Genomic DNA, 20,968 nt, shown 5'->3' with positions numbered 1-20,968 from the left:
CCCGATCCGAGGTCACGGAGTTCCTTCCTTGCTTATGCGTGAAACCCCTGTAGTGATTGATGGCCCGGTGGGTCAACTGGAAGCACTGCTTCTGGAAAACAACAGTCTGGACAACGAGCAGCCACGTGGCCTGGCGCTCATCTGCCATCCGAACCCGGTGCAGGGCGGCACCATGCTCAACAAAGTGGTCTCGACCCTGCAGCGCACCGCGCGCGATGCGGGTTTGATCACCTTGCGTTTCAACTACCGTGGTGTCGGCGCCAGTGAAGGTACACATGATATGGGCACCGGCGAAGTCGATGATGCCCAGGCTGTCGCCGAATGGTTTCGCGCCAGACACCCGGAATTGCCGCTGACCTTGTTCGGTTTTTCCTTCGGCGGTTTTGTTGCCGCAAGTCTCGGCGGGCGCCTTGAGGCCAAGGGCGAGCAAATCAAGCACCTGTTCATGGTCGCGCCGGCGGTCATGCGCCTGGGCGATCAGGATCAGCTGCCGCAACAGGGCGAACTGACCCTGATCCAGCCGGAAACCGACGAAGTGATCGATCCACAAGTCGTTTACCAATGGTCCGACAAGCTCGAACGCCCCCATGAGCTGCTGAAAGTGGCAGAATGCGGACACTTTTTTCATGGCAAGCTGACCGATCTCAAGGATCTGATCCTGCCGCGTCTCTCGAATTGATTGCAGTCTGACAAGCGATTACCCATGACGACTCGTACCCGTATCCTCACCGGCATCACCACCACCGGCACACCGCACCTGGGCAACTACGCTGGCGCCATCCGCCCGGCGATCGTCGCCAGCCGTGACAGCAATGCCGATTCGTTCTACTTCCTGGCCGACTACCACGCCCTGATCAAGTGCGATGACCCGCTGCGCATCCAGCGCTCGCGTCTGGAAATCGCTGCGACCTGGCTGGCCGGTGGCCTGGATGTCGACCGCGTGACTTTCTACCGCCAGTCCGACATTCCGGAAATCCCCGAACTGACCTGGCTGCTGACCTGCGTTGCCGCCAAGGGCCTGCTCAATCGCGCCCACGCCTACAAGGCTTCGGTGGACAAGAACGTCGAGACCGGTGAAGACCCCGACGCCGGCATCACCATGGGCCTGTACAGCTACCCGGTGCTGATGGCCGCAGACATCTTGATGTTCAATGCGCACAAGGTGCCGGTCGGTCGTGACCAGATCCAGCACGTGGAAATGGCGCGGGACATCGGCCAGCGCTTCAACCATCTGTTTGGCCAGGGCAAAGAGTTCTTCACCATGCCCGAGGCGTTGATCGAAGAGAGCGTCGCCACGTTGCCGGGCCTGGATGGCCGCAAGATGTCGAAGAGCTACGACAACACCATCCCACTGTTCAGCAGCGCCAAAGAGATGAAGGACGCGATTTCGCGGATCGTCACCGACTCCCGCGCGCCGGGCGAAGCCAAGGATCCGGACAACTCGCACCTGTTCACTCTGTTCCAGGCGTTCGCCACTCCGGCGCAGGCCGACGAGTTCCGCAGCGAACTGTTACAGGGCCTGGGTTGGGGTGAGGCGAAGAATCGTCTGTTCCAGTTGCTCGACAACGAACTGGGCGAATCCCGCGAGCGTTATAACCAGCTGATCGAGCGCCCGGCGGATCTGGAAGACATCCTGCAACACGGCGCGAAAAAGGCCCGTTCGGTAGCGACACCCTTCCTCGACGAACTGCGTGAAGCGGTGGGCCTGCGCTCCTTCGTTGCCCAAGCTCAAGTGGCGGCGACCACCAAGAAGAAAGCCGTGAAGGCTGCACGTTTTGTCAGCTTCCGTGAAGACGACGGCAGTTTCCGCTTCCGTCTGCTGGCGGCCGATGGCGAACAACTGCTGCTGTCGCGCAACTTCGCCGACGGTAAAACTGCAGGGCAAGTGACCAAGCAGCTGCAAGCGGGCCAGGATCTGGACGTGCGCAGTGAAGACCTGGGCTTCAGCGTCTGGCTGGAAGGCCAGTGCGTTGCCGACAGCCCGGCCTTCGCCGACAGCGCCGCACGCGACGCGGCTATCGAAGCCTTGCGTATCGCCCTGACGCCAGTTCAGGAATAAACAACGGTTCGGCCCGACCAAGGGCCGATTGCCATTCCTCGGGGCCGTCGCTACAGTGTCGGCCCGTTTTTGTTGCCTTGCTAACGAATTATGACGCCCCTAGAACGATATCAAGCTGATCTGAAACGCCCGGAATTCTTCCATGACGCTGCACAGGAAACTGCCGTGCGTCATTTGCAGCGCCTGTACGACGACCTGGTCGCGGCCGAGCAAAACAAGCCGGGCCTGCTGGGCAAGTTGTTTGGCAAGAAGGATCAGACCCCGGTCAAGGGCCTGTATTTCTGGGGCGGCGTAGGTCGCGGCAAGACTTACCTGGTGGATACCTTCTTCGAAGCACTGCCCTTCAAGGAAAAGACCCGTACGCACTTCCACCGCTTCATGAAGCGCGTGCACGAAGAGATGAAAACCCTGGGCGGTGAGAAAAACCCGCTGACCATCATCGCCAAGCGTTTCGCCACCGAAGCCCGGGTCATCTGCTTCGATGAATTCTTCGTTTCCGACATCACCGACGCCATGATCCTTGGCACCCTGATGGAAGAACTGTTCAAGAATGGCGTGACCCTGGTCGCGACTTCGAACATCGTGCCGGACGGCCTGTACAAGGACGGTCTGCAACGCGCGCGCTTCCTGCCGGCCATCGCGCTGATCAAGCAGAATACCGAGATCGTCAACGTCGACAGCGGCGTCGACTATCGTCTGCGTCACCTCGAACAAGCCGAACTGTTCCACTATCCACTCGATGAAGCCGCCAACGAAAGCCTGCGCAAGAGCTTCCGTGCGCTGACGCCGGAATGCACGGCGGCGGTCGAAAATGACGTGCTAATGATCGAAAACCGTGAAATTCGTGCCCTGCGCACCTGCGATGACGTGGCCTGGTTCAACTTCCGTGAACTGTGCGACGGCCCGCGCAGCCAGAACGACTACATCGAACTGGGCAAGATCTTCCACGCCGTGCTGCTCAGCGATGTCGAGCAGATGAGCGTCACCACCGACGACATCGCCCGACGCTTCATCAACATGGTCGATGAGTTCTACGACCGTAACGTGAAGCTGATCATTTCCGCCGAAGTCGAGCTTAAAGACCTGTACACAGGTGGCCGCCTGAACTTCGAGTTCCAGCGTACCCTCAGCCGACTGCTGGAAATGCAATCCCACGAATTCCTGGCCCGGGCGCACAAGCCGTAGGACGATTCGGAAAATAAAAAAGGCCTGCGATTGCAGGCCTTTTTTGTCAGCGTAAATCCTCCGTCCACAGGTTTGTACATTGTTTTGAAGTCAAATGTCTTCGTTGAGATACTGCGCAAGCTCGTGCTGCCGTTGGCAACCAAGCAGCAGCCAGAGCAGAATTCTGGCTTTTCGCGGACATAGAAAGCCCGCCATCGATGCCCCCTTGCGGATCAAGTCCATTTCACCACCGCCAAAACCGTAAGAGGCACGTGAGGTGGAGCCGGAGCCGGTTCGGGTCGCAATGATCACGGGGATTCGTTCGGCAATATGCTCAATCATTGTCGCCCAGCGCTGCGAGATGTGGCCGGCGCCGAAACCGCCGATCACCAGCCCGTCGTAATCGAGTGCGAGAATATTTTCCAGTAGCAGGGTGTCGGCCGAAAGTGAGGCCTCAAGCAGCGCAACCTTCTGTGTGGTCTGTTGCGGCAACGGTAACACCGTGCGCGGCCCCGGCGGGCGCAGGTAGTGAACACGGTCTTCCAACAGTAGGCCCACGGGCCCCACGACCGGAGAGGAAAACGCCTGCAATGCCAGCGAATCGGTTTTGCGTACGCTGCACGCTTGATGAATCTGTCCGTTCATCACGACCTGGACACCGCGCTGCCGGCTGTTCTGCGACAAGGCAACGCGACATGCATCCAGAAGATTGGCCGGTCCATCGGCACCTGGCTGCGCTGCGGAACGCATGGCACCGGTCAGCACCAAGGGGGTGTCGTAGGGCCACAGGTAATCCAAAAACACCGCGGCTTCTTCGAGGGTGTCGGTGCCCTGGGTTATCACGACCCCAACGGCGCCCTGTTTGACCTGAAACTCAGCCCAGGACAATACGTTCAGCAAAAACTCGAAATCCAGGGACGCACTGGGCAGCAGGCCGAGGGTCTCGACGGTCACTCCGGCCAGTGTCGTCAGTTCCGGTATGGAAGTCAGCAGGGCTTCGCCGCTGACGGTCGGGATGACGCCTTCACCGGCATTGCTCGCTTGCATGCTTACCGTGCCGCCAAGTGCCGCGATGGACAGTTTGGGCAGGTCCATGGGATACCTCGCTTGTTTGTAATGAAAAGTGGCTGTATCCGCTTGTGAGGCTGCGATACAGCCGAATGGCTGGGGCATTAATCAGCGATCAAAAAACCGATCAGCGGCACGATCAGCAGTGTGCTGATGGCCATCGACAGTACATTGGCGATGTAGGCGTGCATGTCGGCCGGTAATTTCCTGGCAATCACACAGGCCAGCGGTGGTGCGAGTAATGCCCCCAGTAGTGCACTTGAGACGATAATCTGCCAGCTGCCGCCATAGGCCAGGATCGCCGCGGGCACCACTGAAACCAGCGGGATGTAAGTGGGATACCAGCCGCGCAACATCCATTGTCGACGCCAGATCAGCACGCCAATGGCCGAGGCCAATGCCTGCGCGCCGATGATGTGCAGCAACAGGCCCGATCCGTACGCGGGGCTTGAAGGGTTCAAGCTGTACGCCAGCAATGCACCCAGTATCAGGCCAAGGCTGGCCAGCTCATTGCCGAAGAACGGTGCTTCGGAAAAGTCCGCCAGAATCCGACGCAGGCTCCAGATGACGCCATAGTCAGGCGCCTTGGCGGTGGCAATCGAGGCGGGTGGCGTTTGCGATGACCTGGATTTCACCAGGTTCGGCCAATAGCGGCAAAACAGAAACGCCAGGACACTGGCAACCGCCATGCCCAGCACATTGCCAATCACTGCAGGCAAGGCCAGCGGTTGGCACACGTAGTTGACGATCAGCAGGCACATTGGTGTGACGAGTACGGCGCCCATGAGTGCGCCGTTGATCGTGACCCTCCAGCCTCCGCCAAACATCAGCACCATCGCCGCTGGCAGCGAGACGAATGCAACGAATGTGGGTTGCCAGGTTGTGGCTGTCACCGTCCAGCCCCACAGCAGATTGCTCAGCAGCAGCCCGAGCAACGAACTGGTGACCAGCCAGGGCCAAAGTCCCGTTCCATAGGAGATGGCAAACCCTTGCCAGGATTTCCCCGTTCGATTCGCCCAGTAAGCCAGATAAGCGCCCGCCAGCAGGCCAATCGAGGCGAACTCGTGCTTGTAGAAAGCCACCTCGCTGATGTCGCCTAACACCCAACGCAACCAGGCACTCGGTTCGGGTAGCAGCGATACCATGTCGCCGTAACCTGGCCAATGCGCTCCCCAGAAAGTCCGGTTGCTGAAAGAAAGCCAGGCGATCAGCAGTGTCGCGCCGATCATTAGCAGGACGACGGCTGTATCAATCGGTGATTTGCGCGATGGTTGGTTTTTGTCGGTTGTAACTTCCATGGGATAGGCCTCCTGATCAACGTGGGAGGCAAGGGTGTTGGGTGTAGCCGAGCATCTGATCGTAAAGATCGGCTCGGCGATCGCGATGCAGATCGTTCAGGTTGTTCCAGATGGGCGCACTGCGGGAGCTGGTCAGGTCAATATCGGCAAACAGGATTTCCTGCCTGTCTGCCGAAGCCACGGCGCCAATCGGCCAGCCGTTGGTTCCGGCAATCAACGAGCAACCCAGGTAGCGCGCGCCGCGCTCCTCGCCGATCCGGCTGGCGGCAGCGATAAACACGTTGTTGACGTGAGCGGCGGTCATCGTCAGATACGACGCCATGCACTTACCGGCATCGTCGAACAGCGGCGGCGGTGTCCAGACCCAGTTGTTCAGGCTGCAAATGATGTCTGCGCCTTGCTGGGCGAGGATCCGTGGCACTTCCGGGAACCAGATGTCCCAGCAGATCAACAGCCCGATGCGGCCGATCGGTGTGTCGAAAACCGGGAAACCCAGGTCGCCGGGGGTGAACCAGAGCTTCTCCAGATTCCACAAATGGGCTTTGCGGTACTTGCCGATAAAACCGTCTGGTCCCACCAGAACGCCGGTGTTGAAGAGTCGCATGCCGTCGCGTTCGGCCAGACCGGCCACGAGGTAAACGTTGTGTTCGCGGGCGAAGTCGATCCAGCACTGCACGCTTGGCCCGTCGGGAACCACTTCTGCGTGGGCGAAGGCATCCTGTCGATTACTGAAGAAATAGCCAGTATTGGAAAGCTCGGGCAGAACGATGAGATTCGCACCGCCGTTTACCGCTTCAAGCGCCAATTCCAGGCTGCGACGCAGATTACCTACACATTTCTCGACGCCGACTTGTGGATCGAATTGCACGACTGCTACACGGACAGGGCTTGTTGGCTCAGTCATTCCGTCGTTCCTCTTTTTATTGTTTTTCAAACTGTTAAATGGCGTGTGTATAAGAGGGGAATCAGGAATGGGGTGTAAGTCAGCTATTTCCGTTTAGGTCGTAGTCCTTGTCCGAAAATGGATCGGAGTGATGTTTGATGGCAATGGGTAGCCGACGCGAGAGGTAGAGCCATGTATTGCGTGCATGGCTCTAAAACGGGGATGTGATCAGATTTTGACTTGATAGTGCGGGTAGTCGCTCAAGGAGAATCCGCCATTGAAGGTCGCGGCGGTTTTGTTGCAGATATGAATCACTGCATCGACAGCACCGCGAAAACATGGCTCCGTCCAACCGGCATCGACGGAAAATGACTCGCCGGACAAATACAAGCCTGATACATGAGCAAAGTCCCGGTTGTATTTCATCAGGCCGACGGCATCGTAGTAGGTGCCCGGTCGGTAAAGCTTGGCACAACCCAGAGCATTTTCATCAGTGATCCAGCGCTGAACAACCGCTTGATCAATGCCGATGTAGGGAGAGATTTTTTCCTGGACGTTGGCAGAGTTCATGAGTATGCGATCCAGCTCTTCGGCGCATTTTGATACCAGCTCCTTATCGCTGAATGAGGCGAGCTTGGTTGCGTCATCTTCCCAGGTATAACTCAGCAGGATGCAGTCATAGCTGTAATTGTCGTTGTAGCGGTAGGTATAGACATCGTGGATAAAACTGTCGGTTACGATGGCTTGCGGGATGTTTTTGTTTTTCGAGAGAAATGATTTTTTCAGCGGTGCAAACACTTTGCAGCTAGTTTCCCAGTGTGCGGTTTTGTAGGCGTTAATCGTCTCGAAAGGCAGCATCTCCCGGGTGAAATTTTCGAGCTTGATTCGAGTTTCAATCAGCCAGGAGGGTAGTGTCATGATGACCGAGTCAAAGTCATCAAATTGCTCCTGGATTTGCTCGGGTTGACTGTGTTTCCAGTTGTAATAGACGCGTATTTTTTGATTGGGCAGCTTTTCCAGTTTTGTGACGGATGAGTCGGTGAGAAGCCCATTGCTTCTTTCGAGGCAATGTTCGTAGATGGACTTTCCGGTTTCGTCGGTTTTCACAAACAGCAGGCATTCGTCCAAAGCGGCGAGGCCGATGTAGCGGGGCCTGTCGAAACTCTGCCCCATTGAGTCAAAAACGGCTTCGCTATTCAGGTAGGGCGAATCCAGTGGATCGCCGTTTGAGTCCACTCGACCATGGATCAGTTGCAATTGGCTGCTGAAACCGAAAATCGCGGTACGCAGAGGGTAGAGGCAGCAGACGTCGTAAAAAGCTCCCCAGCTACCGTCACCTATACCTATCGCGTAAAAAATTGCGGACTCTTGCGCAGACATTCCCATTCCGCCGAAATCCCCGGGTGAGCGGCCATCCCAAGCTTCCAGTGCTGGCATGCTGACCAGGTCGCGGAACGAGACACTCTCGTATTTTTCAACGATAGAAGCCCATATGGCTTCCCATTCCTGGCTCGCATAGAGCTCAGCAACGTGGCGGGTCATGCGATCGGCAAAGGCTTTCCACTTGGCATAAACCTTTTGCAATTCATCGCCGGGAGGTGGTGTGACGCCGTCTTCGTTTTTCCATATCAACATTTGCGGCGCCGATCCGCCGCCCATGCTGCCCTCCCGGAGATAGATGCCTGTCGAGTTAACCCATTGGCTACCGGGGTTGGCGAAGTCTGAAAACGCCAGTTCAAATTGATTGGCGTAGTAAGCCATTAGCGACCGACCTTCTGTCGGTGGCTCATCCGCCCGGTTGAAGAAGGGCATGCGCATGGCGCCCATTTCAAACGGTGTATGGCTTTCTGCCGAGTTTCGGCTACCGGGAACGGTCAGATGCCTGCCACCGATGCGTCTGGATTGTTCGATGAGAGTGATGTGGGTAAAGCCGCAGCGATAGAGTTCTCTGGCGGCGGTCAAGCCTGTGACGCCGGCGCCGATGATGCAGATTTTATGTTGCGGGTCAGTTGCCCTGGCGATGCCGTTTTCCTGTTCTACCAGTGCACGATAGTCAAAGCACAAATCCGGCGGATTGGGAAAGCGAGCCGCCCATTTGTTTTTAGCCGAGCGCTTTGTTCGGGCGGCCTCCTTGGCGATGTATGAAGGGTAGTTGTAGCTTGATCCGATAGTCATGGTTGATCTTCCCTGATGGTGTTTGCGGGGAAGATGTTGAAGTTTTTAAGGGGCTGCGTCTGTGGGCCGGGTTGGGTTCTCCGTCGCTCTGTATTCCGTTTTTTGCGTAGGAAAATGCATGGCGAAAAGAACTGCGTGGCCGGCGCAAGATTCTATGTGGAAGCGAGCAGGCTCGCTCCCACATTCGGTTGGTGTTTGGCTATGCAGCCTGCTGAAACTGCTGCCGATACTGGTTCGGCGACAACTCCGTGTGCTGGCGGAACAACCGGGCGAAGAAGCTCGCATCGTCGTAACCGACTTCGTAGCTGATGGTCTTGATGCTCTTGCGGCTGCCGGACAGCAAGCCCTTGGCGGTTTCGATGCGCAGGCGTTGCAGGTAATGCAGTGGCTTGTCACCGGTGGCGGTCTGGAAGCGGCGCATGAAGTTGCGGATGCTCATGCCGTGTTCGCGGGCGACGTCTTCGAAGCGGAACTTGTCGGCGAAGTGTTCTTCGAGCCAATGCTGGATCTGCAGGATGATCACGTCCTGGTGCAGCTTCTGCCCGCCGAATCCAATCCGTCCCGGTGAATAGCTGCGCTGCACTTCATAGAGGATGTCCCGGGCTACGGCCTGGGACACGTTGGCGCCGCAGAAACGCTCGATCAGGTAAATGTACAGGTCGCAGGCCGAGGTGGTGCCGCCGGCGCAGTACAGGTTATCGGCGTCGGTCAGGTGTTTGTCCTGATTGAGCTGGACCTGGGGGAAGCGTTCGGCGAAGGCATTGAAGAAGCGCCAGTAGGTGGTCGCTTCCTTGCCATTGAGCAGCCCGGCTTCGGCCAGCCAGAAAACACCGGTGGCTTCGCCGCACAGTACGGCGCCGCGCGCATGTTGCTGGCGCAGCCAGGGCAGGACTTGCGGGTAACGTTTGCAGAGGCTGTCGAAATCGTCCCAGAACGCGGGAAGAACGATGATGTCGGCGTTTTCCAGCCCGCCATCCACCGGAATCATCACATCGCTGAAGGTGTTGACCGGTTTGCCGTCGGGGCTGACCAGACGGGTTTCGAACGCCGGCGTCAGGCCCTGGCCCAGCTGTTTGCCGTAGCGCAGGCTGGCGAGGTGGAAGAAATCCTTGGCTTGCATGAGGGTGGAAGCGAAAACCCGGTCGATGGCCAGGATGCTGACGCGCCGTAATGGCGTGGAGGCTTGGTTAGACATAATTCAACTTTATTTTTATAGGGGGAAGTGGTCACCAGACGGCTGGATCGTCTTATTTTTTGTCGGATGTGTCCAGTGTCCTGTATCGGAAGCGAGGCTTAGTCTCTGAAGGTCAACTCCTTCTAAAAACAAAGAAAAGGTGCCGCATGATCCCCAGAACCCTGTTCAGTTCCGAGCACGAGCTTTTCCGCGACAGCGTGCGGACGTTTCTCGAAAAAGAGGCGGTGCCGTTCCACGGGCAATGGGAAAAACAAGGCTATATCGACCGCAAACTGTGGAACAAGGCGGGGGAGGCGGGGATGCTTTGCTCGCACCTGCCGGAAGAATATGGAGGCCTGGGGGCGGACTTTCTCTACAGCGCGGTGGTGATCGAAGAGGTGGGGCGACTGGGCCTGACTGGCATCGGTTTTTCCCTGCACTCGGACATCGTGGCGCCTTACATCCTGCATTACGGCAGTGAGGCGCTGAAGCACAAATACCTGCCGAAACTGGTGTCCGGCGAGATGGTTACCGCGATCGCCATGACCGAACCGGGCGCCGGTTCCGATTTACAAGGGGTGAAAACCACGGCCGTGCTCGATGGCGATGAATACGTGATCAACGGCTCCAAGACCTTTATCACCAATGGCTACCTGGCCGATCTGGTGATCGTCGTCGCCAAGACCGATCCGAAGGCTGGTGCGAAGGGCACCAGTCTGTTTCTGGTGGAAGCCAATACGCCGGGCTTCGACAAGGGCAAGCGCCTTGAGAAGGTCGGGATGAAAGCCCAGGACACCTCGGAGCTGTTCTTCCAGGACGTGCGTGTGCCCAAGGAAAACCTGCTGGGCCAGGCCGGGATGGGCTTTGCTTACCTGATGCAGGAGTTGCCCCAGGAGCGCCTTACCGTGGCCATTGGCGGGCTCGCGTCAGCCGAAGCGGCGCTGCAATGGACGCTGGACTACACCCGCGAGCGCAAGGCGTTCGGCAAATCGATCGCGGATTTCCAGAATACTCGGTTCAAGCTGGCGGAGATGGCCACGGAAATCCAGATCGGCCGGGTCTTTGTCGACCGCTGCCTGGAGCTGCATCTGCAAGGCAAGCTCGACGTGCCGACGGCGGCGATGGCCAAGTACTGGGGCACCGACCTGCAATGCAAGGTGCTCGATGAGTGTGTGCAGTTGCACGGTGGTTACGGGTTCATGTGGGAGTACCCGATCGCCCGGGCGTGGGCGGATGCACGGGTGCAGCGGATCTATGCCGGCACCAATGAAATCATGAAGGAGATTATTGCGCGGTCACTTTGACTCGGCAGTGATTGTCAGATCGTCATCGCGAGCAGGCTCGCTCCCACAGGAGATCACCGTAACCTGTGGGAGCGAGCCTGCTCGCGATGGGGCCTATGAATCAATCAAGGTGCGGGATTCGGATGGTCCTTGTGAATCGCCTCGATCCCTTCCAGTACTTCCTCCGACAGTTTCAGATCAAAACTGGCGATGTTGCTCTCCAGTTGCTCCATCGTCGTCGCGCCAATGATGTTGCTGGTCACGAACGGCTGCTGCGTCACGAACGCCAGGGCCATTTGCGCCGGGTCCAGACCGTGCTGGCGAGCCAGGGCCACGTAACGGCTGCAGGCGGCTTCCGACTGCGGGTTGAAATAGCGGCTGAAGCGACTGTAGAGGCTCAGGCGACCTTTTGGCGGGCGGGCGCCACCTTCGTACTTGCCTGACAGGAAACCGAACGCCAGCGGCGAATAGGCGAGCAGGCCGCATTGCTCGCGGATGGCGATTTCCGCCAGGCCGACTTCGAAGCTGCGGTTGAGCAGGTTGTACGGGTTCTGGATCGACACGGCGCGCGGCCAGCCTCGGACTTCGGCCAGGGCCAGGAAGCGCATGGTGCCCCAAGGCGTCTCGTTGGACAGGCCGATGTGGCGGATCTTGCCGGCGCGGACCTGCTCGTCCAGCGCTTCGAGGGTGTCCTCCAGCGGAGTCAGGTTGGCTTCGATCTTGTGCTTGTAGCCCAGCTGCCCGAAGAAGTTGGTGCTGCGCTCCGGCCAGTGCAGTTGGTAAAGGTCGATGTAGTCGGTCTGCAGGCGCTGGAGGCTGGCGTCCACCGCTTCGGTGATGTGCTGGCGGTTGTGGCGCAGGTTTTTGTCGCGGATGTAGTCGATGGTGTTGCCGGGGCCGGCGATCTTGCTGGCGAGGATCCAGTCGGCGCGATCACCGCGGCTTTTGAAATAATTGCCGATGTAGCGTTCGGTGGTGGCGTAGGTTTCGGCCTTGGGTGGTACCGGGTACATCTCGGCGGTGTCGATGAAGTTGATCCCGGCACGCTTGGCCCGCTCAATCTGGGCGAAGGCGTCTGCCTCGCTGTTTTGCTCGCCCCAGGTCATGGTTCCGAGGCAGAGGGCACTCACGTTCAGATTGGTTCGGCCTAGCTGGCGATAGTCCATCGGGTGCTCCTTGGGCAAAACAATCATAAAAGCAGGTTGAATTATTTTTCGCAATCTGCATAATTGCGCACCTCTTTCTGCAGTGGAAGTGATGCGCCGCCGCCGAAGAATCTTGCCGTTGAACGGACGCGCCGACCCGAGCCCCCGAAAGCGTCTGTATCCGGCTGCCTTTGACTTGTCAAAGTACGCACTATTCAGTAAGATCCGCCGTCTAATTTACAGGGCGGCCCCTGAGGCTATAAAGAATGAAAACTTTTACTGCTAAACCAGAAACAGTAAAGCGCGACTGGTTTGTCGTCGACGCTGCTGGTCAGACCCTGGGTCGTCTGGCCACCGAAATCGCGAGCCGTCTGCGTGGCAAGCACAAGCCTGAGTACACTCCTCACGTTGACACCGGCGACTACATCGTCGTAATCAACGCTGAGCAGATTCGTGTTACCGGTGCTAAAACCACTGACAAAATGTACTACTCCCACTCCGGTTTCCCGGGCGGCATCAAGTCGATCAACTTTGAAAAGCTGATCGCCAAGGCCCCTGAGCGCGTGATCGAGACCGCGGTCAAAGGCATGCTGCCTAAGAACCCGCTGGGTCGCGACATGTACCGTAAGCTGAAAGTCTATGCGGGCGCTGCACACCCACATACTGCTCAGCAGCCCCAAGAACTGAAGTTTTAACGGAATAGTACATTATGTCGGCGACTCAAAATTACGGCACTGGCCGTCGCAAGACCGCAACCGCACGCGTTTTCCTGCGTCCGGGTACTGGTAACATCTCCATCAACAACCGTTCGCTGGATAATTTCTTCGGCCGCGAAACTGCCCGCATGGTAGTTCGTCAGCCGCTGGAATTGACTGAGACTGTCGAGAAGTTCGACATCTACGTCACCGTGATCGGCGGTGGTGTGAGTGGTCAGGCTGGCGCAATCCGCCACGGCATCACTCGTGCTCTGATGGATTACGACGAGACTCTGCGCGGCGCCCTGCGTAAAGCTGGCTTCGTAACCCGCGATGCTCGTGAAGTTGAACGTAAGAAAGTCGGTCTGCGTAAAGCGCGTAAGCGTCCGCAGTACTCGAAGCGTTAATTCGCTTTCACGTTCAAAAAAGAACGCCCAGTTTCCTCGCGGAGCTGGGCGTTTTTTTGTGTCTTCGATTTATCAAAGAATTGCGCTGTGACAACTTGCCACATCCGCAGACGCCCTATACTACAAGGCTTGGGGGTGATGGGCTCGGGTAATTACCTTGTCAGAATTGGGGCTTTTCATTACCATTCGGCAAAATTTTTATAAGTACATAGTTTTACTTAGTAGATGCCTGATTTAACAGGCCACAAAGCTGATGGGAGAGGACTGAATGAGCAATGACGGCGTGAATGCAGGCCGGCGTCGCTTCTTGGTAGCAGCCACATCCGTGGTGGGTGCTGCAGGAGCGGTGGGGGCTGCGGTCCCGTTCGTGGGGTCATGGTTTCCCAGTGCCAAGGCGAAAGCCGCAGGTGCACCGGTGAAAGTGAATGTCAGCAAAATCGAGCCAGGCCAGCAGATGATTGCTGAGTGGCGCGGCCAGCCGGTATTCATCGTCCGCCGTACACAGGAAATCCTGGGGAATCTGAAGAAGATCGAGGGCCAGCTCGCTGACCCGACCTCCAAGAACTCGACACAACCGACTTACGTTGATCCGGAAACCCGTTCGATCAAGCCTGAGGTCCTGCTGCTGATCGGTATCTGCACGCACCTGGGTTGCTCGCCGACCTTCCGTCCCGAAGTGGCACCTGCGGATCTGGGTAAAGACTGGGTAGGCGGCTATTTCTGCCCTTGCCATGGTTCCCACTACGATCTGGCTGGTCGCGTCTACAAGTCGCAGCCTGCGCCTTTGAACCTGCCAGTTCCCCCGCATTCCTATGAGACCGATGAAATTATTATCATTGGCGTCGATACGGAGAAAGCGTGATGAGCAAGTTCATGGATTGGGTTGATGCGCGCTTTCCCGCCACCAAGATGTGGGAAGACCATCTCAGCAAGTATTACGCTCCGAAGAACTTCAACTTCTTCTACTTCTTTGGTTCCCTGGCATTGCTCGTTCTGGTCAACCAGATCGTTACCGGTGTCTGGCTGACCATGAGCTACAACCCGTCGGCGGAAGAGGCGTTCGCTTCCGTCGAATACATCATGCGTGACGTCGAGTACGGCTCGATCCTGCGTCTGCTGCACTCCACCGGCGCTTCGGCGTTCTTCATCGTGGTCTATCTGCACATGTTCCGTGGCCTGCTCTACGGTTCGTACCAGAAGCCGCGTGAGCTGGTGTGGGTCTTCGGCATGCTGATCTACCTGGCGCTGATGGCCGAAGCCTTCATGGGTTACCTGCTGCCGTGGGGCCAGATGTCGTACTGGGGGGCCCAGGTGATCATCTCGCTGTTCGGTGCGATCCCGGTCATTGGTAACGACCTGACCCAGTGGATTCGTGGTGACTACCTGATTTCCGGTATTACCCTGAACCGCTTCTTCGCCCTGCATGTGGTTGCCCTGCCGATCGTTATCCTGGGTCTGGTGGTGTTGCACATCCTGGCGTTGCACGAAGTCGGTTCGAACAACCCGGACGGCGTGGACATCAAGAAACACAAGGACGAAAACGGCATACCGCTGGACGGCATTGCCTTCCACCCGTACTACACCGTGAAAGATATCGTCGGCGTGGTGGTGTTCCTGTTCATCTTCTGCTCGATCGTGTTCTTCTTCCCGGAAATGGGCGGCTACTTCCTCGAAAAGCCGAACTTTGAAGTGGCGAACGCCTTCAAGACCCCAGAGCACATCGCTCCGGTCTGGTACTTCACCCCGTTCTACGCCATCTTGCGTGCGATTCCGGACAAGCTCCTGGGTGTGATCGCCATGGGCGCGGCCATTGCTGTGCTGTTCGTCCTGCCGTGGCTGGACCGTAGCCCGGTCAAGTCGATGCGCTACAAGGGCTGGCTGAGCAAGATCTGGCTCTGGGTGTTCTGCATCTCGTTCGTGATCCTGGGCGTGCTGGGTGTTCTGGCTCCGACTCCAGGCCGTACGCTGTTGTCGCAGGTATGTACCTTCCTGTACTTCGCCTACTTCATTCTGATGCCGTTCTACACCAGGCTCGAGAAGACCAAACCGGTTCCGGAAAGGGTGACTGGCTGATGAAAAAACTATTTGCTGTATTGATGCTTGCTGCGCTGCCGGTGTTCGCTTTCGCAGCAGAACACGGTGGTCCCGAGCTGGAAAAAGTCGACATCGACGTTTCCGATAACGCAGCCATGCAGGACGGTGCACGTACGTTCGCCAACTACTGCATGGGTTGCCACAGTGCCAAGTTCCAACGCTATGAGCGTGTTGCCGATGACCTGGGCATTCCCCATGAGTTGATGCTGGAGAAGCTGGTGTTCACTGGCGCCAAGATCGGCGACCACATGAGCATCGGCATGCAGCCAGCGGACGCCAAGGCCTGGTTTGGCGCAGCGCCGCCTGACCTGACCCTGGTTGCCCGTGTTCGCGGCACCGACTGGCTCTACGGTTACCTGAAGTCGTTCTACGAAGATCCTTCGCGCCCATGGGGCGTGAACAACAAGGTCTTCCCGAACGTGGGTATGCCTAACGTCCTGGCCGGTCTGCAAGGTCGCCAGGTGGTTGGTTGCAAACAGGTTCAGATCGTCGAAGACGGCAAGAAGCAATTTGATCCGTTGACTGGCACGCCATTGACTCATGAGGCGTGCGATCAACTGACCATCGTGCCGAAAAGCGGTGCTCTGACTGAAGAGCAGTTCGATGAGAAGGTCAAGAATCTGGTAACCTTCCTGGCTTACTCGGCTAACCCGGTTAAGCTGCAACATCAGCGCATCGGTACGTATGTATTGTTGTACCTGGCGTTCTTCTTCGTCTTCGCTTACCTGCTCAAGCGCGAATACTGGAAAGACGTGCACTGATAAAGCTTCAAGCTATTGCTGTTAATCGCGCGCGCCCAAGGGCGCCTCTGAAGATGTAGCGAAACTGGTGATCCAGTCGTTACGGGAGGCGCCCTCTGGGCGCGCTCGTTTTTGAGCTTTCGATAATTTCTACAAGCGAGGAGGATCGCCATGGGCGTGACCAATCGGTTGGCCTGTTACTCCGACCCCGCCGACCACTATTCCCACCGAGTGCGCATCGTACTGGCAGAGAAGGGTGTCAGCGCCGAGATCATTTACGTGGAGGCTGGTCGCCAGCCACCTAAACTGATTGAAGTGAACCCTTACGGCAGCTTGCCCACCCTGGTCGATCGCGACCTGGCGTTGTGGGAGTCGACTGTGGTGATGGAATATCTGGATGAGCGTTACCCGCACCCGCCGCTACTGCCGGTTTATCCCGTGGCGCGTGCCAACAGTCGTCTGCTGATACACCGCATTCAGCGAGACTGGTGTGGTCTGGTGGATCTGATTCTGGATTCGCGGACCAAGGAGGCGGCCCGTGCCGTGGCTCGAAAAGAGTTGCGTGAAAGCCTGACGGGTGTGTCGCCACTATTTGCCGACAAACCGTTTTTCCTCAGTGAGGAACAAAGTCTGGTGGATTGCTGCCTATTGCCAATACTCTGGCGATTGCCGATTCTGGGTATAGAACTGCCGCGGCCGGCCAAGCCGCTGCTTGATTATATGGAGCGCCAGTTTGCGCGTGAGGCATTCCAGGCGAGTCTGTCTGGTGTCGAACGCGACATGCGCTAAGGCTTAAGGAGCCGTTATGAACTCCAGTCGACCTTATCTGGTCCGCGCGCTCTATGAGTGGATTGTGGACAACGATTGCACCCCGCACATGCTGGTCAATTCCGAGTACCCGTCGGTGCAGGTGCCTCAGGGGTTTGCCAGTGACGGACAGATCGTCCTGAACGTATCGCCACAAGCCGTGCGTCACTTGCACATGGATAACGAGGCGGTCAGTTTCGAAGGGCGCTTTGGTGGCGTACCGCACACCTTGTACGTGCCCATTGCTTCGATCCTGGGTATCTACGCCCGGGAGAATGGCCAGGGCATGGTGTTCGATCTGGAATCGCCGATGGGCGAGGACGATGAGATCGAACCGGATGACGATCTTCCGCCACCCGACAGTGAGCCACCGCGTCCAAGCGGTCGCCCCAGTCTGAAAGTGGTGAAGTAATAAAAAAGGCGATCCAGATGGATCGCCTTTTTTATTGCGTGAGATTGCGGGTCAGTCGATGTACTCGAACAACTTCACAATCTTCTGCACGCCGGATACGCCTTGTACCAGATTGGTCGCCTGCGCGGCTTCCTGCTTGGTCAGCAGGCCCAGCAAGTAGACGATGCCGTTTTCAGTGACAACCTTGATGCGCGAACCAGGGATGTTCGCATCGGCGAGCATCTGGGTCTTGATCTTGGTGGTCAGCCAGGTGTCGTTCTGGCGTGCCAGCAACGAAGAGGGTGGCAGGACTTGCAGTTCGTTGTGCACCTGTTTCACGCGCTGGACAGCGGCGGCGGCCTGTTCGGCCTTGGCCTTGAGGTCCGCGCGTGGCGTTTGCCCGGCGAGCAGCACGACACCGTTGAAGCTGGTGACGACGATGTGCGAATCCTTATCCAGGGCCGGGTCGGCCTTGGCGATGTTCACGCCAACCTTGGTGTCGATCAGGGAATCGTCGATCTTGCTGCCCAGTGTGCGAGTGCCGCGGTCATCTTCAATCGGTGCTTCACGGCTGGCAGTCACCACCGAGGTGCAGCCGCTGATGCCGAGGCACAGGGTCAAGGCCAGTAGGCCAAGGCGATTAGGGGTCATTCTTCACTCCCGAACAATTGGCTGTCGATCAAGTCGCAAAGGCAATGGATCGCCAGCAGGTGGACTTCTTGAATACGAGCGGTGACGTTGGCCGGTACGCGAATCTCGACGTCCTCGGGCAACAGTAGCGACGCCATGCCGCCGCCATCACGTCCCGTCAATGCTACGACAATCATTTCGCGATCATGTGCGGCCTGGATCGCTTGAATTATGTTGGCCGAGTTGCCGCTGGTGGAGATGGCCAGCAGCACATCGCCGGGTTGGCCGAGTGCACGGATCTGCTTGGAGAAGATTTCGTTGTAGCTGTAGTCGTTGGCGATCGAGGTGATCGTCGAGCTGTCGGTCGTCAGGGCGATGGCCGGCAGGCTCGGGCGCTCGCGCTCAAAGCGATTGAGCAGCTCGGACGAGAAGTGCTGGGCATCGCCGGCAGAGCCACCGTTGCCGCAGGAAAGCATTTTGCCTTCGTTGAGCAGGGCGTTGACCATGACCTGGCTGGCTTGCTCGATGTGCGGTGCAAGTACTTCCATCGCCTGTTGCTTGGTGTCGATACTGGCCTGAAAAAGCTGGCGAATTCGCGATTGCATGTCCATCTGTGTGACCTTAAGTAGCGCGGCTGTTCGGCACGTGAATGTGCAGCCCGCAAAGCAAAGAGCAAAAGTGTTGGGTGATAGTGTCCGGTTCGCAATGCCGGCGATCAGCCGTCGAAGGCATTCTGTAGCCAGTTCAATTGATCGAGGTTGCTGTCGATGGCAATCACGTCGAAGCGGCAAGGGGAATTGGCCCAGCGCGGCTCGCGCTGAAGAAAATATTGCGCGGCGAAAATCAGTTTTTGCCGTTTGCGCTCATCGATGCTATCGAGCGCGCCACCCCATTGAGTGTTTTTTCTGTAGCGGACTTCAACGAATACTACTGTATCGCCATCTAGCATGACCAGATCAAGCTCGCCGCGTTTACACAACCAGTTCTGCGCCAGCAGGCGCAGACCCTGTTGTTGAAGATGCTCGAGCGCATGGCGCTCGGCATCCTTGCCGCTTTGCTGGCGTGACCTGTCGGGCATCAGCGAGCGGTGTCCGGCAGGCGCTGAACCTGGCCATTGGCGAACTCGGCCCATGGCAACTGGCGCACGACCCGCTGGCTCTGAGACATGCCAAGGCTGCCCGACTCACCGTCGATGCGGCTGTCCGGCAGGGACTTGAGCTGGCCCAGGCGTGGCGCCAGTCGATAGGCGTCCACACCCATGGCATACAGGCGCCCCAGGCTGCCGGCGGCTTGTGGCCACTGGGCAGTGACCTGGCGGCGCAGTGGATCATTGGCGTCCAGCAACCATGGTGTCTCGCAGAAGCGAATACCATTCATGTCGTTGTACTGGTTGACGTCGCCGCTGGCGCTGAACACGTGGGAGGTGGCGTAGACCGGAACATCGCCTGCGTACTGGAAGTTCAAGGTCGGTTTGATTTGCTGGGCCTGTTGCGGTGTTGCGGCGAGGAAAATGAACTCGATGTCCTGGCGGCGCGATGGCTGGGCAGCGACTTGCGAACCAACCGTGCTTTGCAGGCTCTTGGCGCGACCTTCGCTCTGGCGCAGCTGGAACATGTCGGCAATCTGCTGGGCCAACTGGACCGGTTGATCGACGCGTTCGGTGGCGACGATGGTGCCGCCATTGGCTTGCCAATCCTGGCTGAACGCCTTGAGCACGCGGTCGCCCCATTCACCTTTCGGCACCATGATGGCTGCGCGATGCAGGCCGTCGGCGCGAGCGCGGCGCGACACTTCGCGGGCTTCGTCTTCAGCGGCAAGACCGAACTGGAACAGCTGCGCCGGGCCTTGATCACCCTCGCTGTAATTCAGTGCCAGGGTGGTGATCGGTAATTGCGGGCGAGTGCTCAGTTGCTTGACCAGCGGCTTCTCCAGCGGGCCGACGACCAGTTGCACGCCATCGGCCTGGGCCTTGCGGTAGAACTCGTCCATGGAAGTCAGGCGCGAGCTGTCATAGAACTCGATGGCGGGTGGTTTCTGCCCGGCCTGTTGGGCCTGGTAGTGAGCGGCCATGAAGCCGTCGCGCAGCGCTTTGCCAACCGAGGCCAGTTGGCCGTCCTGAGGCAGCAGCAGGGCGATCTTGTTCAGGGGCTGGCTGGCCAGCTCCTTGAGTTGGGTCAGTGGCTGCGGCAATTGAACGGCTGCCGGGTGCTTCGGATTCTGCGCGCGCCAGTTGTCGATGGCGGCCTGTTGCTGCTCCAGGGTGCCGGCGGATTTAACGGCCAGTGCCAGGGCCATCCAGCCGCCGAGATCGTCGGTGGCACTTGGCTGCAACTGATTGGTCGGTAGCGAAGCGATCAGTGTCCAGATGGCTTCATGGTTTTTGCTCGCGGCTTCACCTTCGAGCATCGGGGCGATGAAAATGCGCTGGCGAGCGGCGGCGAGGGTCTGGCCATCGGCTTCAAGTGCGCGGGCGTGAACGGTGCCGGTGCGGACCTGTTGTTCGTCGGGCAGTTCGCTCAAGTATTGCAGGCTTGGGTGGCTCAAGGCAGCCAGCGCGGCCTTGGGCTGATTGCGGGTCATGGCCAGTTCAGCCGCCAGGGTGTTGGCGAAAACCTGTGGGCCCGGCTTGAGCTGTTCGACAGGAACCTGTTGCAGGATTTGCGCGGACTGGCCGGCATTGCCCTGGCGATAAGCCAGGTCGGCAGCGCTCAAGCGCAGCAGGGCGGCATCTTCCGGTGATTTGCTTTGGGAGGCCTTCTCAAGCAGTTGCTCGATACTGGCGTCCGGTGTCCGTGGAAGCTCGCCAAGGCTGGAGGAGGGCGAGCTGGCGCAAGCCGCCAGCAAGGCAGCGAGGCAGAGGGCAGATAACAGCCGCAGGCAAGCGATCATGTAAGCGTTCCTGATACTCGATCAAATTAGCGTGGAATTGTACCCAAGCACTGGCCGGGGCGCGAT

Annotated in this window: 21 protein-coding genes; 11 read left to right on the top strand and 10 right to left on the bottom strand. The window is 58.1% G+C overall.

Features of this window, described 5'->3' with window-relative positions; genetic code table 11:
- Positions 1–34 precede the first annotated feature (34 nt).
- The 3 genes from AC3IT9_RS24320 to zapE all read left to right on the top strand — a co-directional run bounded on the left by AC3IT9_RS24320 (position 35) and on the right by zapE (position 3,244).
- Entirely contained in the window at positions 35–679 is a 645-nt protein-coding gene (locus AC3IT9_RS24320) for an alpha/beta fold hydrolase (RefSeq protein ID WP_108228480.1), read from the top strand.
- Positions 680–703: 24 nt separating this feature from the next.
- Complete coding sequence (locus tag AC3IT9_RS24315) at positions 704–2,059, top strand: tryptophan--tRNA ligase (RefSeq protein WP_489271204.1); 1,356 nt, start codon at positions 704–706, stop codon at positions 2,057–2,059.
- A 90-nt stretch (positions 2,060–2,149) separates the two neighbouring features.
- Entirely contained in the window at positions 2,150–3,244 is a 1,095-nt protein-coding gene (gene zapE, locus AC3IT9_RS24310; RefSeq protein ID WP_095943473.1) for a cell division protein ZapE, read from the top strand.
- A 90-nt stretch (positions 3,245–3,334) separates the two neighbouring features.
- Here the strand turns inward: zapE and AC3IT9_RS24305 are convergent, their stop codons facing one another.
- From AC3IT9_RS24305 to AC3IT9_RS24285, 5 genes are all read right to left on the bottom strand, one after another.
- Complete coding sequence (locus AC3IT9_RS24305; protein WP_489271202.1) at positions 3,335–4,318, bottom strand: asparaginase; 984 nt, start codon at positions 4,316–4,318, stop codon at positions 3,335–3,337.
- Positions 4,319–4,395: 77 nt separating this feature from the next.
- Positions 4,396–5,589, bottom strand: a complete 1,194-nt coding sequence (locus AC3IT9_RS24300; RefSeq protein ID WP_150756206.1) for a threonine/serine exporter family protein — start codon at positions 5,587–5,589, stop codon at positions 4,396–4,398.
- Between the two features lie 16 nt (positions 5,590–5,605).
- On the bottom strand, positions 5,606–6,493 hold the full coding sequence (locus tag AC3IT9_RS24295) for a nitrilase family protein (protein WP_489271201.1): 888 nt from the start codon (positions 6,491–6,493) through the stop codon (positions 5,606–5,608).
- Between the two features lie 207 nt (positions 6,494–6,700).
- A complete protein-coding gene (locus tag AC3IT9_RS24290; RefSeq protein WP_150727966.1) occupies positions 6,701–8,647 on the bottom strand; it encodes a flavin monoamine oxidase family protein in 1,947 nt (648 codons plus the stop codon).
- Between the two features lie 199 nt (positions 8,648–8,846).
- Entirely contained in the window at positions 8,847–9,767 is a 921-nt protein-coding gene (locus tag AC3IT9_RS24285) for a GlxA family transcriptional regulator (protein ID WP_178120848.1), read from the bottom strand.
- A 221-nt stretch (positions 9,768–9,988) separates the two neighbouring features.
- Between AC3IT9_RS24285 and AC3IT9_RS24280 the strand changes: the two genes are divergently transcribed.
- Positions 9,989–11,125, top strand: coding sequence for an acyl-CoA dehydrogenase family protein (locus tag AC3IT9_RS24280; protein ID WP_046041911.1), 1,137 nt, complete (start codon positions 9,989–9,991; stop codon positions 11,123–11,125).
- Positions 11,126–11,229: 104 nt separating this feature from the next.
- Here the strand turns inward: AC3IT9_RS24280 and AC3IT9_RS24275 are convergent, their stop codons facing one another.
- Positions 11,230–12,270 carry an NADP(H)-dependent aldo-keto reductase gene (locus AC3IT9_RS24275; protein WP_489271199.1) on the bottom strand — a complete coding sequence of 347 codons (1,041 nt, stop codon included), beginning with the start codon at positions 12,268–12,270 and terminating at the stop codon, positions 11,230–11,232.
- A 245-nt stretch (positions 12,271–12,515) separates the two neighbouring features.
- Here AC3IT9_RS24275 and rplM point away from each other — a divergent pair, with 245 nt between their 5' ends.
- From rplM to AC3IT9_RS24240, 7 genes are all read left to right on the top strand, one after another.
- Positions 12,516–12,944 (top strand): 50S ribosomal protein L13, encoded by a 429-nt coding sequence (gene rplM, locus AC3IT9_RS24270; RefSeq protein WP_007917032.1) that lies wholly within the window; start codon positions 12,516–12,518, stop codon positions 12,942–12,944.
- A gap of 14 nt (positions 12,945–12,958) precedes the next feature.
- The gene (gene rpsI, locus AC3IT9_RS24265) at positions 12,959–13,351 is read left to right on the top strand and encodes a 30S ribosomal protein S9 (RefSeq protein WP_003205364.1); all 393 of its coding nucleotides are present in this window, start codon (positions 12,959–12,961) and stop codon (positions 13,349–13,351) included.
- Between the two features lie 268 nt (positions 13,352–13,619).
- Positions 13,620–14,213 carry a ubiquinol-cytochrome c reductase iron-sulfur subunit gene (gene petA / locus AC3IT9_RS24260; RefSeq protein ID WP_046041913.1) on the top strand — a complete coding sequence of 198 codons (594 nt, stop codon included), beginning with the start codon at positions 13,620–13,622 and terminating at the stop codon, positions 14,211–14,213.
- Complete coding sequence (locus AC3IT9_RS24255) at positions 14,213–15,424, top strand: cytochrome b (RefSeq protein WP_150727963.1); 1,212 nt, start codon at positions 14,213–14,215, stop codon at positions 15,422–15,424. Before petA ends, AC3IT9_RS24255 begins: the two co-directional genes overlap by 1 nt.
- A complete protein-coding gene (locus tag AC3IT9_RS24250; protein ID WP_150727962.1) occupies positions 15,424–16,206 on the top strand; it encodes a cytochrome c1 in 783 nt (260 codons plus the stop codon). Before AC3IT9_RS24255 ends, AC3IT9_RS24250 begins: the two co-directional genes overlap by 1 nt.
- A gap of 150 nt (positions 16,207–16,356) precedes the next feature.
- The gene (locus tag AC3IT9_RS24245; RefSeq protein ID WP_007972581.1) at positions 16,357–16,974 is read left to right on the top strand and encodes a glutathione S-transferase N-terminal domain-containing protein; all 618 of its coding nucleotides are present in this window, start codon (positions 16,357–16,359) and stop codon (positions 16,972–16,974) included.
- Positions 16,975–16,990: 16 nt separating this feature from the next.
- Complete coding sequence (locus AC3IT9_RS24240) at positions 16,991–17,404, top strand: ClpXP protease specificity-enhancing factor (RefSeq protein ID WP_007998247.1); 414 nt, start codon at positions 16,991–16,993, stop codon at positions 17,402–17,404.
- Between the two features lie 51 nt (positions 17,405–17,455).
- Here the strand turns inward: AC3IT9_RS24240 and AC3IT9_RS24235 are convergent, their stop codons facing one another.
- The 4 genes from AC3IT9_RS24235 to AC3IT9_RS24220 all read right to left on the bottom strand — a co-directional run bounded on the left by AC3IT9_RS24235 (position 17,456) and on the right by AC3IT9_RS24220 (position 20,902).
- Positions 17,456–18,034 carry a BON domain-containing protein gene (locus AC3IT9_RS24235; RefSeq protein ID WP_008045952.1) on the bottom strand — a complete coding sequence of 193 codons (579 nt, stop codon included), beginning with the start codon at positions 18,032–18,034 and terminating at the stop codon, positions 17,456–17,458.
- Positions 18,031–18,624 carry a phosphoheptose isomerase gene (locus AC3IT9_RS24230; RefSeq protein WP_007972584.1) on the bottom strand — a complete coding sequence of 198 codons (594 nt, stop codon included), beginning with the start codon at positions 18,622–18,624 and terminating at the stop codon, positions 18,031–18,033. Before AC3IT9_RS24230 ends, AC3IT9_RS24235 begins: the two co-directional genes overlap by 4 nt.
- 104 nt (positions 18,625–18,728) lie before the next feature.
- Positions 18,729–19,091, bottom strand: coding sequence for a YraN family protein (locus AC3IT9_RS24225; protein ID WP_008045939.1), 363 nt, complete (start codon positions 19,089–19,091; stop codon positions 18,729–18,731).
- Positions 19,091–20,902, bottom strand: coding sequence for a penicillin-binding protein activator (locus tag AC3IT9_RS24220; RefSeq protein WP_489271197.1), 1,812 nt, complete (start codon positions 20,900–20,902; stop codon positions 19,091–19,093). Before AC3IT9_RS24220 ends, AC3IT9_RS24225 begins: the two co-directional genes overlap by 1 nt.
- Positions 20,903–20,968 lie beyond the last annotated feature (66 nt).

This window comes from Pseudomonas sp. KH_046_1, assembly GCF_057839025.1.
Note: the sequence above shows the minus strand (reverse complement) of the source record. Positions and strands in the feature narration are given on the sequence as shown.

What these genes read in the sequence shown, in the direction of transcription:
- AC3IT9_RS24320 (WP_108228480.1), top strand. Translation starts at nt 35, where the DNA reads ATGCGTGAAACCCCTGTAGTGATTGATGGCCCGGTGGGTCAACTGGAA.
- AC3IT9_RS24315 (WP_489271204.1), top strand. Translation starts at nt 704, where the DNA reads ATGACGACTCGTACCCGTATCCTCACCGGCATCACCACCACCGGCACA.
- zapE (WP_095943473.1), top strand. Translation starts at nt 2,150, where the DNA reads ATGACGCCCCTAGAACGATATCAAGCTGATCTGAAACGCCCGGAATTC.
- AC3IT9_RS24305 (WP_489271202.1), bottom strand. Translation starts at nt 4,318, where the DNA reads ATGGACCTGCCCAAACTGTCCATCGCGGCACTTGGCGGCACGGTAAGC.
- AC3IT9_RS24300 (WP_150756206.1), bottom strand. Translation starts at nt 5,589, where the DNA reads ATGGAAGTTACAACCGACAAAAACCAACCATCGCGCAAATCACCGATT.
- AC3IT9_RS24295 (WP_489271201.1), bottom strand. Translation starts at nt 6,493, where the DNA reads ATGACTGAGCCAACAAGCCCTGTCCGTGTAGCAGTCGTGCAATTCGAT.
- AC3IT9_RS24290 (WP_150727966.1), bottom strand. Translation starts at nt 8,647, where the DNA reads ATGACTATCGGATCAAGCTACAACTACCCTTCATACATCGCCAAGGAG.
- AC3IT9_RS24285 (WP_178120848.1), bottom strand. Translation starts at nt 9,767, where the DNA reads ATGCAAGCCAAGGATTTCTTCCACCTCGCCAGCCTGCGCTACGGCAAA.
- AC3IT9_RS24280 (WP_046041911.1), top strand. Translation starts at nt 9,989, where the DNA reads ATGATCCCCAGAACCCTGTTCAGTTCCGAGCACGAGCTTTTCCGCGAC.
- AC3IT9_RS24275 (WP_489271199.1), bottom strand. Translation starts at nt 12,270, where the DNA reads ATGGACTATCGCCAGCTAGGCCGAACCAATCTGAACGTGAGTGCCCTC.
- rplM (WP_007917032.1), top strand. Translation starts at nt 12,516, where the DNA reads ATGAAAACTTTTACTGCTAAACCAGAAACAGTAAAGCGCGACTGGTTT.
- rpsI (WP_003205364.1), top strand. Translation starts at nt 12,959, where the DNA reads ATGTCGGCGACTCAAAATTACGGCACTGGCCGTCGCAAGACCGCAACC.
- petA (WP_046041913.1), top strand. Translation starts at nt 13,620, where the DNA reads ATGAGCAATGACGGCGTGAATGCAGGCCGGCGTCGCTTCTTGGTAGCA.
- AC3IT9_RS24255 (WP_150727963.1), top strand. Translation starts at nt 14,213, where the DNA reads ATGAGCAAGTTCATGGATTGGGTTGATGCGCGCTTTCCCGCCACCAAG.
- AC3IT9_RS24250 (WP_150727962.1), top strand. Translation starts at nt 15,424, where the DNA reads ATGAAAAAACTATTTGCTGTATTGATGCTTGCTGCGCTGCCGGTGTTC.
- AC3IT9_RS24245 (WP_007972581.1), top strand. Translation starts at nt 16,357, where the DNA reads ATGGGCGTGACCAATCGGTTGGCCTGTTACTCCGACCCCGCCGACCAC.
- AC3IT9_RS24240 (WP_007998247.1), top strand. Translation starts at nt 16,991, where the DNA reads ATGAACTCCAGTCGACCTTATCTGGTCCGCGCGCTCTATGAGTGGATT.
- AC3IT9_RS24235 (WP_008045952.1), bottom strand. Translation starts at nt 18,034, where the DNA reads ATGACCCCTAATCGCCTTGGCCTACTGGCCTTGACCCTGTGCCTCGGC.
- AC3IT9_RS24230 (WP_007972584.1), bottom strand. Translation starts at nt 18,624, where the DNA reads ATGGACATGCAATCGCGAATTCGCCAGCTTTTTCAGGCCAGTATCGAC.
- AC3IT9_RS24225 (WP_008045939.1), bottom strand. Translation starts at nt 19,091, where the DNA reads ATGCCCGACAGGTCACGCCAGCAAAGCGGCAAGGATGCCGAGCGCCAT.
- AC3IT9_RS24220 (WP_489271197.1), bottom strand. Translation starts at nt 20,902, where the DNA reads ATGATCGCTTGCCTGCGGCTGTTATCTGCCCTCTGCCTCGCTGCCTTG.